Source organism: Pseudanabaena sp. PCC 9330, assembly GCF_055795045.1.
This window is the reverse complement of record NZ_JAYFES010000080.1, coordinates 1-13,386: the sequence shown is the minus strand read 5'-3', so window position 1 is coordinate 13,386 and position 13,386 is coordinate 1. Positions and strand designations below refer to the sequence as shown.

The window sequence follows — 13,386 nt, the reverse complement described above, 5'->3', positions numbered from 1 at the left end:
AACTATTTTCTAGAAGTCGCCCTTCTAGAAAATAGTTTTAGGAAAATAGGCTTTCGCATAGGCTTGGTTTCCCCCAGTTTAGAAGGAAATCGACCGTGGGCGCGGGGGCGAATTATCCAAGCAGATTTTTATAAATCACCCCATCTTTTACGATTACTAAAAAGTTGGTTTCAGGGTCTTCAATCAGCCGAATATTCTCCAGTGGGTTGCCTGTCACCAGCAGCAAATCTGCCAGAGCCCCCTCTGCCACTACGCCCAGTTTGCCAGGGTAGGGGTTGCGCGGCCCAGACAGGGCAAGCAGAGTCGCATTGGTGCTCGTCACCATGCGCAGCACCTCCGCCGGACTATACCAGCGAACCATTTTGGCTAGCTTAGCCCCGCGCCGGGTGGCACCTTCGGGGTTGAAGAGGGTGTCGGTGCCCCAGGCGGTTTTAACGTTGTACTTTTTTGCCAGGTTGTAGGCGTTGTCAGTACCTGCGGCCACAAGCAGCTGGTTAGCCCGGTTCTCAGACCCCTCTGGGTAGGGGTTAGCATCTTCATCGTCAAGAAATGGTTGCATACTCAGCCAGACATCGTTCTCGGCGATTAGCCGCGCGGTTTCTTCGTCGAGCAACTGGCCGTGCTCAATGCTCTTCACCCCCGCCCGAATTGCTTTTTGAATGGAGCGAGGGGTGTAGGCGTGAACCGCGACATAGGTGTTCCAGTCTGCGGCGGCTTCTACCGCTGCCCTGAGTTCAGCTTCGGTGTACTGGCTAACATCGAGGGGGTCGTGGTCAGAGGCCACCCCACCCCCAGCCGCCAGCTTGATTTGGCTGGCCCCTAGCATCAGTTGCTCACGGGTGCGGCGCAGCACTTCATCTACACCATCGGCGATCGCCCCTACCCCAAACTGTTCTGCCAGACTCAGCTCTGAGGTTGGCGTGCGGGGCAGTTCGCTCAACTCACGGAAATCGCCATGGCCGCTGGTCTGGGAAATCATCGCCCCCGACGGCCAAATGCGCGGCCCTACAACGGCCCCTCGATCGATCGATCGTTTCAGCTCAAACACTGGCCCTGCCAGATCTCGCGCACTGGTAAACCCGCGCATCAGCATGGCGGTGGCATTCTCTTGAGCCTTCTGAAAAAGGCGCTCCGGCCCGGCGGTAGCCGCGATCAGATCTTCCTGGGTGCTGGTTTCCATAAACAGGTGAGTGTGGGCGTCAATCAGGCCCGGCATCAACACCCGTCCCCCACCGTTGATCCGAACGACGCCGATATCGGCTGGCACCGGCAACGGTCGGGTATCGATCGCCTGAATGGTATTGCCGATTACCAGTACGTTTGACGGTGCCGTTAGGGTGTCAGAGACGCCATCAAAGATTTGCACATTTTGAAAAAGGATGGCCGACCCTTGAGAATTTTGGCCAGGGCCGGGGCTCTGAGCAAAGCTAGCTTGAGACATGACCAAAGTCAGCAGCCCTAGGAGAAAAACTCCTAAGGCGGCAACGATGTAACGCGGACGTATAGGCATAGGGCAATTCTCAATGCAGGTGCGATAGATATAAAGGGATTTCCCTGCCCTCTTATTCTCGGTCAATTTAAGCAGGCAGTTGCCGAGTGAACCAGGGCTGTAAAAACCTGGAGAGCTTAGATTTTCACAGGACACCCCCCGTTCAAATCAGAACCGCCACCGTACAACTACTTTGCATCATTTACAAGCATCGAATTACAACCAACCGATGGCGCGTAATTTTTCGATTCAAAAGTATGGGCTACAAGGCATCCAAGGTATTCACTGCCTACTCACCCGCTCACCTGACCTAAGACCCAATCCTTCAGCAGCCTATTGACCTGGTCGGGCACCTCATCGTGGGGGCAGTGACCCGCCTGTAGGTAGTGCTCCGTCAGCGCGGGATAGTGCGCGCGGAACTGAGCCCCCTTCTGGCGGCAGTTCATCCAGGGGTCGCCTTCGCCCCAGAGCATCAGTAAAGGACAGGAGAGCTTTTGCAGCAGCTCATCTACCTTTTCGCCCTGACGCGATTTAAATACTGAGGCAAACACCTTGGGAGCACCGGGGTCAAGGGCGGGGCGGCGAATGTCTTCTACCAGTTGATCGGTGATGGCGGTTTTATCGAGATACACCTGCTGGAGGGTGCGGCGAATGGTAGCGGGCTGGCGCACGTACTGGAACAGCAGCCAGCTGGGTAGCGGCTGAAGCATGAGCGATTGAATGGCCTTGGCGATCGGGTTGGGCGTGGGAGGGGGCGTTTGGGCCGGGGTCGAAAACGGCCCGGCGCTGTTGAGCAACACCAGTCCAGCAGAGGCTTCAGGATGGTTGGCGGCGACGCACAGCGAGGCATAGCCCCCTAGGGAGTTGCCCGCCAGCACCACCGGGCGACCGATCACCTCGGTGATGAACTCGTGGAGCTGGGCCTGCCACAGGTCGCCGCTGTACTGCCAGTCGGGTTTGGCCGATCGCCCAAAGCCCAGCAGGTCGATCGCCCATACTTGGAAATCTTGCTGCAAACCCTCGATATTTTTGCGCCAGTGGTCTGTAGAAGCACCAAAGCCGTGCACCAGCAGCAGGGGCGGGCGACTCTCCTCGGGAGAGGCTTCGCCAGCGCCCTGTGTTGCTCCCGCCACCACGTAGTGAATGGCCTGACCGCGCCAGGGCCAGTAGGTGTGGGGTTGGGCAGTTTGGACGGAGACAGTCATAGGGCGATCGCGCAGCAGCTTTGTAAACGAATATTAACTACGATGGTAGCGAATCCGGCGCAACCTACCCAGTAGAGATGACAAAACACCGAATACCAGGCATTGTTGCAGAGGAATGCACTTCAGCTCGCTGCCATGGCCGCCCTATCTCGCCCCCGCAAATCAGCTAACCGCCGCGAATTTTCTAAGTACGATGCCAGGCGGGCCAAGTCACTGTGGTTTGAAAAGCTGATGGCTCTGGTGGCATTGACCAACCTGGCCTTGGTCATTGGCGATTTGAGCTATATCCCTTTGCGCGACCAGTATCTGAGGGTTTTGCCCCAGATCACCACCTGGTACGGCGAGACCTTCAAAGGGATTGAGCCCCACCGGTTTACCGTCAGCTACCTCGAAACGGTCGATGCCCTGGAGGAGCAGGTGGCCCAGACCGGGCTGACTTCCCCCCAGGCCCAGACAATTTTGCTCGACCTCCAGCAGCAGAGCCGGGCGATGATCAACGAGAACCCCTTTCAGCTGGCCAATCGCTCAGGCAACCTAGAGCGGATTAAGAACAGCCTGCGCGATCGCATGGACAACGAGTCTGCCACCGATTCTTTTGAAGAATTTTGGAGCTTTGACCACCTCAGTCAGTCAGGCTTTCCCAGCGAGATTGCCTTTTTTAACAACGACATTCGCCCCCTGATCAACACCAACTTCTTTCGCAACACCGCTGTTCACGGCGGCTTTGTCGACAGGTTTTGGCGTATCGACATTTGGTTCAACCTGATTTTTGGCCTAGAGCTACTGGCCCGCAGCATCTACCTCGATCGCCGCTACAAAAACTTCACCATGCGCGACGCCGTGCTCTGGCGCTGGTATGACCTGCTGCTGCTTTTTCCCTTCAGTGGCCTGCGCATGCCCTGGCTGGCTCTATTGCGCCTGATTCCGGTCACCATTCGCATCAACCAATCTAATCTGATCAATCTCGACCCCATTCAAAACAGCATCAGCCGGTTTGTGATCAGCCAGGTAGCGGTTGAAATTACCGAAATAGTAGTGCTGCGTATCATCGATCAGATGCAGTCGCTGGTGCGTGACGGTAGCGTCAGTCAAGCCCTGCTCGACCCTAGTGCTGGGCGTCGCTATATCGAGGTTGGCGGTGTCAATGAGCTAGAAGTCATCGCCCAACGGCTGGCTAACCTGACCGTGTACGACGTGCTACCCCATGTAAAGCCGGAAATCGATGCCCTACTCAAGCACACCGTTACCAAGGCCTTTGACAGCACCCCCGGCTACCAGGGGTTTCGGCAGCTGCCCGGCATCGGCGATTTGCCTGACCAGGTAGCCCAGCGGGTGGTAGCTCAGCTGTCAGCCAACCTCTATGAGGCGCTCAAAGGATCGCTCGAAAACGAAGCCGGCAGTGGTCTGACGCAGGACTTGATCCAAAAATTCAGCGATACCTTCAAGGTTCAGCTGAAAGAAAATGAGAATGTTGAAGAGATAGAGGCTCTAGTGGTTGATTTTCTCGAAGAAATCAAGCTCAACTACGTCAAACGCCTGGCCGCCGCCGATGTCGATCGCCTGATCGAAGAGCGCTACCAGCTCTACAACCTCAGCCAGGGCAGTTAGGCAAGCCCATGGCCTAAGCGTTCGGCCATTCTTCCTGAGCTTCGTCTGGGGTGTTGGTATTGCGATCGAGGGTACGCCGCTCAAAGGTCAAATGCACATTACGGCTCTGCTCACCATCCGCTGCCACCGCCATGATCGGGTAGTCAACGGTGCCATCCTGGAACGACTGGTGAAACCGGAAGGTGCCATCCTCAGAAAGTTCGATAGGAACGCCTGCCACGGTGACAGAGGCATTGGGCTCGGTGGCCCCGTACACAATCAGCTCAGCATCGGCCACCAGCCAAAACTTCCGTGGCCGAATCGGCGCGCCCATGCCGACCCCAGACATGGTAAGGCCCGAAAAGCCCGACATCGTAAAGGCTCCAATGCCGGAGGTTGTGAGCCCCGCCACTCCAGCGCCCGAGAGGGTGAGGCCTGAGATGCCCGACATTGTCACACCGGGGAAGGCGGCCGCAGCTGGCCCTGGGAAGCCTGACGCCGTAAAGCCTGACAACCCAGACATGGTCAGCGCCGCAGCTCCCAGTCCTGCGCCAGAGGGGAAAACGTAGGAGCTAACCGGCGAGGGAACCGACCCAGCTACATGCTGCATGGAGCCAAAGAGTGAGCCATCGACCCGCAGCGCCTCGCCAGGGTGGGCCAGGGCATAGAGCTGTTCGTGCAGCCCGGCATCGGCTGTGGCAGTGCGGGGGTCTACCAGGGTCATCATGGTCCTGCCGCGCAGGTTCTCGTCCCAGGTGACGGTGAGGAAGTGCTCTTCTGTCCAATCGGAGGGATAGACGGGGGGAATACGGATGCTGTTGGAGCGGGCCAGCACCAGCCAGCGGCCATCGCCCGCCAGGTAGCCGATCTCGACCTGGTAGTCGCGATCGCTCACCGGAATCTGCATGTACCACTCGCGAGCAATCTCGTCGCAGCCAAACTGCTGCAGGCTGTGGGGAGCTTGATCATCAAGGTTGATGCCGGTCACGTCGTAGAGCCGCAGGGCCAAGTGCTCGCCGCCCTGGCGGCGCAGTTGTTCTTTGTGGGTGTGGGGGGTATCCCAGTAGGCGTAGGCCCACTGGGGGTCGCGGGGCATCAGCACAATGCGGCTCTCGCCGTAGCCGTCGGGCAGAGGCGGCAGGCCGTCGTCAATGGTGGAGAGATCTAGGCTGCCATCGGTGGGGTGGCCTACCACATCGTACTTTTTGGCTTCTATCGCCGACTGGTCTTCGGTGCTGGCCAGAGAGGCCGCCGCCCCGGCAGCCAAACCCGCCACCCCAAGGGCGGCAGGAATCTCCGGCGGAATTGCCGCTGGTGTAGGTGCTGGGACCGTAACCACTGGATTTGGAGCAGGTGGCACCTCATTGACCGTGACAATTTCAGGCTCGGGGGCCGGAGGGGCCAGCACCGGCTCAGAAAGAGCGGCGGCGACAGGCTCATCTCCCACCGGGGGCACCCCTAGCACCGGCGGAACTACCGGGGGCGGCTCTACCGGTGGGGGCGGGATAACTGCGGGAGCCTCGGCCCCAGGGGCAGCACCGCGACCCCGACCAAGCAGCCAGGCCAGACCACCCAATAGCGCCGCTAGCGCCGCCAGGGGCAGTAGCCACCACCAGGCAAAGCCACCGCGATCGCCCTGGGCAGCCGGAGCTGTTTCGGCGGGGTCAGGTTCGGTAAGGGCAGGTTCGGCAGAACCAGGCGCAGCAGCAGGAGTTTCTTCAGCAGCGGGGGCGGCGGCAGGGGCTTCTTCAGCGGCGGGGGCGGTGGTCGCTACCGCTTCAGCAATGTCTTCAATTTCAGCACCTTGGGCTGCGGCGATCGCCGCTAAGCCGACCGGAGCCGTCGCATAGCCCAAGAACGCCGCCACTGCCGGGCTCGGCTCACCCTTGTAGACAAAGTAGCGAGGCTGAGAATAGGGATAGCGGGGGTCGTCGGGCAAGGTCTGGTGCATGGGCACAATCTTCACCCCCGGCTGGTCGAGCACGTGGGGAGCGATCGCATAGCTGATCCCATCATTCCCCAGCGCCTGAATTACTGCGGCGGTGTCATCTTCGGCCACCAGATCGGCGGTAGCCCCAGTCTCGAAGGGGGCGTCACGAAAGACCTCGTACTGACTGAGAGAGCGGCGGGTGTCGCTAATCTCGGGGCGATCGACAAAACGGATGGGGCCTGGCTCACCACCGACCTCTGACCAGTCGGTGATCTCGCCACGAAACATAGCGGCAAACTGAGCAAAGGTAAGGTCACCGTCAAAAGGATTGTTGGGGCCGATGATAATGGCAATCTTGGCCCGCTCTAGGTCTACGGTGGCGAGTCCCTCGGCTCTTTCAGCATCTGTCAGCGGCCGACCGATAGCCGCCAGCTCAATGGTGTTGTTGACTAGGGATGCGATCGCATCGTCGCTGCTGGTAATCTCAACCCCCACCTCAGTACCGGCATAGGTCGTCTCAAACTCCTGCTTTAGAGCCTGGGCCGCCACCCCCAAGTTTGGGGAACTCTGAATTGACAGCGTCGTGCCTGCAGGCACGGTCGCTGGCAGTTCAAAGATCTGGGGGGTCACCTGCGCTAGGGCCAACTCCCTCAGGTCAGGGTGAGCCACAGGACCAAGGGCCAACAGCGCGGCAACAAGAAGCTTGACTGAATACTGCATCGTTTGGCGAGGGGGCAAAGAACTACAGGCTAGGCAACCATACCAAGTCAGCAGGCCAGGGACGAGCATGCGATCGCGCAAAACCCATCGATTGCCCCAGATTTGGTGCGTACTCAAGAATTACGCTCAACTATTGCAGCATTCGCCAGGGGAGTCAATGGGAAAATGCCAGCGACAAGCAGAGACAATAGCAACCCTTAAATCCCCAGATTTCTCAAAAATTGGCACTTTTACCCAGTCCAGCCCAGAACGGCATTGGGAACCTCAATAAGTAAATTTGCTCACCACCCAACTCCACCGCCAAGATCGCCCAGCGAGCCCTAGGCATGGCTATTCGGCAGCAAATAACCCTCAACATGGATCCAAAAACCTCCCAAAACTTCCTCTGGCGACCCACCTTTGCCCAGCGAGTTATGATGAGTGAAGTCATTGACATTTCTTAACAAATTCTAGATTCACCGCCCCATAAGACTTCTTTGCTTTATGACGGCTTCTTCCTCCACCTCCAGCGGCATTCAAGGCTTTGTGGAAAAACGCATTCTCCTCGGCCAGCCTCTGACCTCAGAACTCGCAGCGATTTTGCTGGTGTATTTTGTGCAGGGCATTTTGGGCCTAGCCCGCCTGGCGGTGAGCTTTTTCTTAAAAGATGATCTGGGCCTCAGCCCCGCCGAGGTCGCCGCCCTTTCCGGCATTGCCACCCTGCCCTGGACGATCAAGCCTGTGTTTGGCCTGCTGTCTGACGGGCTGCCCATCTTTGGCTATCGGCGGCGGCCCTATCTAATTCTTTCTGGGCTACTGGGGGCGGGGGCCTGGCTGGCGCTAGCCACGGTGGTGCAGACGGGCTGGGGAGCGATCGCGGCCATTACTCTCAGCTCCCTCTCCGTCGCCGTCAGCGATGTGATTGTCGATTCTTTAGTGGTTGAGCGCGCCCGGGGCGAATCCCTGAGCCATGCGGGCACCCTGCAATCTCTGGCCTGGGGTACCTCTGCCGTGGGCGGCATTCTTACCGCCTACCTAGGTGGGGCACTGCTTCAGCACATCGGCACCCGCGCCGTCTTCGGCATCACCGCCACCTTCCCGCTGGTTGTCTCTTTGGTCGCCTGGATGATTGCCGAAGACCCGGTGGATGCCCCGAGCTGGGGGGTTGTCACCAACCAGGTCAAGCAGCTGTGGCAGGCTGTGCGCCAGCGCGCCATCTGGATGCCCGCCCTGTTTCTGTTTCTGTGGCAGGCCACCCCTACCGCCGACGCTGCCTTCTTTTTCTTCACCACCAACGATCTGGGCTTTCAGCCTGAGTTTTTGGGTCGAGTGCGGCTGGTCACCAGCCTGGCAGCGCTGCTGGGCATTTGGGTGTTCCAGCGTTTTTTGCGCACCGTGCCCTTTCGCACCATATTTGCCTGGTCTACGGTGCTCTCTAGCCTGCTGGGCATGAGCATGCTGCTGCTAGTCACCCACGCCAACCGCAGCCTGGGCATTGGCGACGAATGGTTTAGCCTGGGCGACAGCCTGGTGCTCACCGTCATGGGCGAGATCGCCTTTATGCCAGTGCTGGTGCTCTCGGCTCGCCTCTGCCCCCCCGGCGTCGAGGCCACTCTGTTTGCCCTGCTGATGTCGGTCGTAAATCTGGCGGGCCTGCTCTCCCACGAGCTAGGGGCAGTGCTCACTCACTGGCTGAGCGTCACCGAGACAAACTTCGACAACCTGTGGGAGCTGGTGCTGATCACCAACCTCACCACCCTGCTACCGCTGCCGCTGCTGTTTTTGCTGCCCAATTCTTCCTCCCAAGGCGTAGGCAATAGCGGTGACAGTCACAGTGAGAGCCACGGCGAAAGTCTACCCCCCGCCGATACACCCCTAGCCTCTACCAGCCTGTTTTCACCCCACGCCACCGAGCACCCGGTGGCCGTGGGCGATGCCGGGCCAGAACGCTTTGCCCAGCGGGAGTAGGAATGGTGTATCGCTGCGCGGATGCACCCTCCAGTTCTTCCCTATCTCCCACACCCTCTCCATCTCCCTTACCCATCCACTACCCCAACTCCATACCATGACCGCTACCCAACCCCGCCCTGCCGCCACCGCCTACTCCCGCGACGACTGGGCCAGTGGCTATCGCTCCCAACCCAACGAATATGCCTACTGGATCGAGGATATCGAGGGCACCATTCCCCCAGAGCTAGAGGGCACTCTATATCGCAACGGCCCCGGCCTGACGGATATTCACGGCCATCCGGTCAAACACCCCTTCGACGGCGACGGCATGGTTAGCAGCATCGCCATCCGCGAGGGGCGGGCCTACTTTCGCAACCGCTTCGTACGCACGGCAGGCTACGTGGCCGAGCAGCAGGCTAAAAAGCCGTTGTTTCGCGGCGTGTTTGGCACCCAAAAGCCCGGTGGCCCCCTTGCCAACGCCTTTGACCTGAAGCTAAAGAATATTGCCAACACCCACATCGTCTACTGGGCCGACAAGCTGCTGGCCCTGTGGGAAGCTGCCGAGCCCCATCGGCTGGATCCTGAAACCCTTGAGACCCTGGGGCTCGATTACCTCAATGGGCTGATTGCCCCCGGCGGCGCGTTCACCGCTCACCCCCGTATTGACCCCGGTCACCACGGCGACCAGCGACTGATGGGCTTCTCGGTCAAAGCTGGGTTTTCTAGCACCATCACCCTCTACGAACTCGACGCCCAGGGCAACGCCCTCAGCCAGCACAGCCACACCATCCCCGGCTTTGCCTTCATCCACGACTTTGCCCTGACCCCCAACTACGCCATCTTTTTCCAGAACCCGGTGAGCTTTAGCCCGCTGCCCTTTTTGCTGGGCCTCAAGGGCGCAGCAGAATGCATTAGCTACAACCCCAAACAGCCGACGAAGATTCTGGTGATTCCCCGCAACGGCGACCCCATGCAGATGGTGGAGACAGCCCCGTGCTTTGTCTTCCACCACGCCAATGCCTTTGAACAGGACGGAAAAATCGTGGTGGATTCGGTCTGCTACGACAGCTTCCCCGCCCTGGAAGACGTCAGCGATTTCCGCGAGGTGGACTTTGATGCGGTGCCCGCCGGGCAACTCTGGCGGTTCCAGGTGGATCTAGCCGCTGGCCAGGCCGAAGTGAGCACACTGATCGCCCGCTGTGTGGAGTTTCCTACCCTGCACCCCGACTGCCAGGGGCGGCCCTACCGCCATCTATATATCGGCACCACCCACGCCGCCGAGGGCAACGCCCCCCTGCAAGCCCTGCTGAAGCTGGATACCGCCACGGGTGCAACCCAGCTGTGGAGCGCCGCGCCGCGCGGGTTTATGGGCGAGCCGCTGTTTGTGCCCTGCCCCGGTGCCACCGACACCGACGACGGCTGGGTGCTGGTGCTGATGTACAACGCCGAGCGGCAGTGCTCTGACCTGGTGATTTTGGATGGCAAGGATATTGAGGCAGGGGCGATCGCCCGACTCAAGCTGCCCCACCATGTGCCCTACGGCCTGCACGGTAGCTTTGTGCCCCACTACTTTGGCCCTGAGGCCTAGAGCAAATAGGCGTTCCTAGGAGGCTTGGGTAGCGGCCCAGGATGCTAGCTCAGCCGCCGCTAGACCCCTAGAATCTGGGATCTGCCCTAGGAGAGGGTGTTGATCTACTGGCCGAACCAGACGGTGGCGCTGGTGTTGGTGCCCTGGGAGGGCTGGGTCGTCTGGCCTATCACATCTTTCTTTCTATCGACAGATGGTCAGCACTAGCCAAGTTCTGGCCAGGGGAAGAGGAGGGGCAGCGTCAAGTTGACGAGAATGAAGCTGTTCTCACCGCAAAGTTTTGCTATGCTCCCCACCGGACGCCACATCTCCTACTGGATCGACTCGACGCTGCCCTCTAGCTATCCGCCCTTAACTGAGGATGTCACCGTAGATGTGGCTGTGGTAGGAGCCGGACTGGCCGGAGTCGTCACCGCCAAGTTGCTTAAGGATGCGGGCAAGACCGTGGCGCTGATCGAGGCCGATCGCGTTGGTGCCGGTGTCTCGGGCCACACCACCGCCAAGGTTTCGGCGCTACACCAGCTGATTTACGCAGAGCTAATCGACAATCATGGTGAAACTAAGGCCCGGCTCTATGGGGAGTCAAATTTGGCGGCGATCGCCCGTCTGGCCGACCTCATCGCCACCCACAACATCGACTGCGACTTTGAGCGCAAGGCCAACTACACCTTTGCTACCGACGAAGACGGCCTTAGCAAGGTTAAGGATGAGGTCGAAGCCACCCAGCGCTTGGGCCTGCCCGGTAGCTTTGTAGAAAGTATAGATTTGCCTCTTAGCGTCACCGGGGCAGTGATGTTTCCCAACGAGGCGCAGTTTCACCCGCGCAAGTTTGTGCTGGCGATCGCCGCCACCCTACCCGGCAACGGCAGCCACGTCTTCGAGCAAACCCGTGTTAAAACCGTTGAGAGCGAAGGCCCCTGCCGCGTCATCACCGAGACTGGCCCCACCGTCATCGCCCAGGACGTGGTGGTCACTACTAATCTGCCCATCCTCGATCTGGGCCTCTATTTTGCCAAGACCTATCCCCAGCGGTCATACCTAGTGGCAGGCCAGATTGAGCGCGATCGCGCTCCCCAGGGTATGTATATTGGCGTAGGCGACAGCTACCGCTCGATTCGCACCACCCCTACAGACGACGGCGGTACGCTGCTGATCGTCGGTGGCGAGGGCCACAAAGTTGGCAGCGACGACGCTACCGACGAGCGCTTCCAGCGTTTAGAAAACTATTTGCAAGATACGTTTAAGGTCACTCCTCAGTACCGCTGGTCAAGCCAAGACTTTGTCTCCTTCGACAAACTGCCCTACATCGGCCCCCTGACCTCGGCCCACCAGCACACCTACGTGGCCACCGGTTTTAGCCTGTGGGGCATGACCAAGTCGGTGATCTCAGCGATGGTGCTGTGCGATCGCATCCTCGGCATCGAGAACCCTTGGGCCGAACTGTATGAATCAACCCGAGCTACGCCTTTTGTCACCCCCACCTCAATTCAAAATAATCTGGAAGTAGGTACCCACTGGGTGGGCGATCGCTTCAAAGGTCTGTTTGACTCCACCGACAGCGTTGCCCCAGGCGAAGGTAAACTCGTCACCCATAAGGGCAGCAAGGTCGCAGCCTACCGCAGCGACAGCGGTGAACTCCACACCGTGTCTGCCATGTGCCCTCACCTGGGCTGTATTGTCGCCTGGAACCAGGCCGAAAAAAGCTGGGATTGCCCCTGCCACGGTTCCCGCTTTAGCTGTGAAGGCAAGATCCTTCACGGGCCTGCGGTGAAGCCGTTAAAGCAAAAAGTATGTGATTGATCAGGCCCATGCGACAATAGCGGCGTCTTCTAGCCCAGCGTTTTCCATGAGTGGCGACACTATTTTTGGCAAAATCATCCGCAAAGAGATTCCGGCCAACATTATTTACGAGGATGATCTCTGCCTAGCCTTTACCGACGTCAACCCCCAGGCTCCGACCCACATTTTAGTCATTCCCAAGCAGCCGATCCCCAAACTGTCGGATGCGACCTCTGACGACAAAGAACTGCTGGGCCATTTGTTGCTAACCGTTAAGCAAGTTGCCGACCAGGCAGGCTTAACTGAAAACGGTTATCGAGTAGTGATCAATACTGGCACCGACGGCGGACAGACGGTTTTTCACCTGCACCTGCACCTGCTGGGGGGACGCAGTCTAGATTGGCCACCGGGCTAAGCCATTTACTTTTGTACAACGAAATAAACTTTCTTTTCTCACAGTTTTCTGTAGAAAAGAGAAACTTTACACTGCATATGGATGAATAGAGCAATGAACTCTATTCATCCATTATTCATTTTTCGTTGTTATTCATTGGCACTCTTACTATGACTACTTCTCTTCGCGCCCGCGATAACGTGGGAGCTTGGGAGCGGTTTTGTCAGTGGGTTACCAGCACCGAAAATCGCCTCTATGTGGGCTGGTTTGGCGTACTGATGATTCCCACTCTGCTAACCGCCACCATCTGCTTCATTATCGCCTTTATCGCCGCCCCGGCGGTGGATATCGACGGCATCCGTGAGCCCGTCGCTGGCTCCCTGATGTACGGCAACAACATTATCTCTGGTGCGGTTGTGCCTTCCTCTAACGCCATTGGCCTGCACTTCTACCCCATCTGGGAAGCCGCTTCCCTCGATGAGTGGCTGTACAACGGTGGCCCTTACCAGCTGGTGATTTTCCACTTCCTGATCGGCATTTTTGCCTACATGGGTCGTCAGTGGGAGCTGAGCTACCGCCTGGGCATGCGCCCCTGGATCTGCGTTGCCTACAGCGCTCCTCTGTCTGCGGCTACCGCCGTATTTTTGATCTATCCCCTGGGTCAGGGCTCCTTCTCTGACGGCATGCCTCTGGGCATCTCGGGCACCTTCAACTTCATGCTGGTGTTCCAGGCTGAGCACAACATTCTGATGCACCCCTTCCACA

Annotated in this window: 9 protein-coding genes; 6 read left to right on the top strand and 3 right to left on the bottom strand. The window is 58.7% G+C overall.

What is annotated here, in order from left to right:
• Positions 1-112 precede the first annotated feature (112 nt).
• Both AC0QKW_RS06915 and AC0QKW_RS06910 read right to left on the bottom strand, forming a co-directional pair.
• A complete protein-coding gene (locus tag AC0QKW_RS06915; protein ID WP_473150330.1) occupies positions 113-1,510 on the bottom strand; it encodes a metal-dependent hydrolase family protein in 1,398 nt (465 codons plus the stop codon).
• A 272-nt stretch (positions 1,511-1,782) separates the two neighbouring features.
• Positions 1,783-2,694, bottom strand: coding sequence for an alpha/beta fold hydrolase (locus AC0QKW_RS06910; RefSeq protein ID WP_473150329.1), 912 nt, complete (start codon positions 2,692-2,694; stop codon positions 1,783-1,785).
• Positions 2,695-2,829: 135 nt separating this feature from the next.
• Between AC0QKW_RS06910 and AC0QKW_RS06905 the strand changes: the two genes are divergently transcribed.
• Positions 2,830-4,302, top strand: a complete 1,473-nt coding sequence (locus AC0QKW_RS06905; RefSeq protein ID WP_473150328.1) for a hypothetical protein — start codon at positions 2,830-2,832, stop codon at positions 4,300-4,302.
• A gap of 13 nt (positions 4,303-4,315) precedes the next feature.
• On the opposite strand, the gene AC0QKW_RS06900 is transcribed toward AC0QKW_RS06905, so the two are convergent.
• On the bottom strand, positions 4,316-6,880 hold the full coding sequence (locus AC0QKW_RS06900) for a DUF4912 domain-containing protein (protein WP_473150327.1): 2,565 nt from the start codon (positions 6,878-6,880) through the stop codon (positions 4,316-4,318).
• Between the two features lie 534 nt (positions 6,881-7,414).
• Between AC0QKW_RS06900 and AC0QKW_RS06895 the strand changes: the two genes are divergently transcribed.
• The 5 genes from AC0QKW_RS06895 to AC0QKW_RS06875 form a co-directional block, all read left to right on the top strand.
• Positions 7,415-8,878 (top strand): folate/biopterin family MFS transporter, encoded by a 1,464-nt coding sequence (locus tag AC0QKW_RS06895; protein ID WP_473150326.1) that lies wholly within the window; start codon positions 7,415-7,417, stop codon positions 8,876-8,878.
• Positions 8,879-8,975: 97 nt separating this feature from the next.
• Positions 8,976-10,448 (top strand): carotenoid oxygenase family protein, encoded by a 1,473-nt coding sequence (locus AC0QKW_RS06890; RefSeq protein WP_473150325.1) that lies wholly within the window; start codon positions 8,976-8,978, stop codon positions 10,446-10,448.
• Between the two features lie 285 nt (positions 10,449-10,733).
• On the top strand, positions 10,734-12,248 hold the full coding sequence (locus AC0QKW_RS06885) for an FAD-dependent oxidoreductase (RefSeq protein ID WP_473150324.1): 1,515 nt from the start codon (positions 10,734-10,736) through the stop codon (positions 12,246-12,248).
• A 46-nt stretch (positions 12,249-12,294) separates the two neighbouring features.
• The gene (locus tag AC0QKW_RS06880; protein WP_473150323.1) at positions 12,295-12,642 is read left to right on the top strand and encodes a histidine triad nucleotide-binding protein; all 348 of its coding nucleotides are present in this window, start codon (positions 12,295-12,297) and stop codon (positions 12,640-12,642) included.
• A 149-nt stretch (positions 12,643-12,791) separates the two neighbouring features.
• Positions 12,792-13,386, top strand: a 595-nt coding sequence (locus tag AC0QKW_RS06875) for a photosynthetic reaction center family protein (RefSeq protein ID WP_473150322.1), incomplete at its 3' end; no start/stop codon positions are given.

Coding starts and splice junctions, on each gene's coding strand:
- AC0QKW_RS06895 (WP_473150326.1), top strand. CDS start 7,415: ATGACGGCTTCTTCCTCCACCTCCAGCGGCATTCAAGGCTTTGTGGAA.
- AC0QKW_RS06885 (WP_473150324.1), top strand. CDS start 10,734: ATGCTCCCCACCGGACGCCACATCTCCTACTGGATCGACTCGACGCTG.
- AC0QKW_RS06915 (WP_473150330.1), bottom strand. CDS start 1,510: ATGCCTATACGTCCGCGTTACATCGTTGCCGCCTTAGGAGTTTTTCTC.
- AC0QKW_RS06910 (WP_473150329.1), bottom strand. CDS start 2,694: ATGACTGTCTCCGTCCAAACTGCCCAACCCCACACCTACTGGCCCTGG.
- AC0QKW_RS06880 (WP_473150323.1), top strand. CDS start 12,295: ATGAGTGGCGACACTATTTTTGGCAAAATCATCCGCAAAGAGATTCCG.
- AC0QKW_RS06905 (WP_473150328.1), top strand. CDS start 2,830: ATGGCCGCCCTATCTCGCCCCCGCAAATCAGCTAACCGCCGCGAATTT.
- AC0QKW_RS06890 (WP_473150325.1), top strand. CDS start 8,976: ATGACCGCTACCCAACCCCGCCCTGCCGCCACCGCCTACTCCCGCGAC.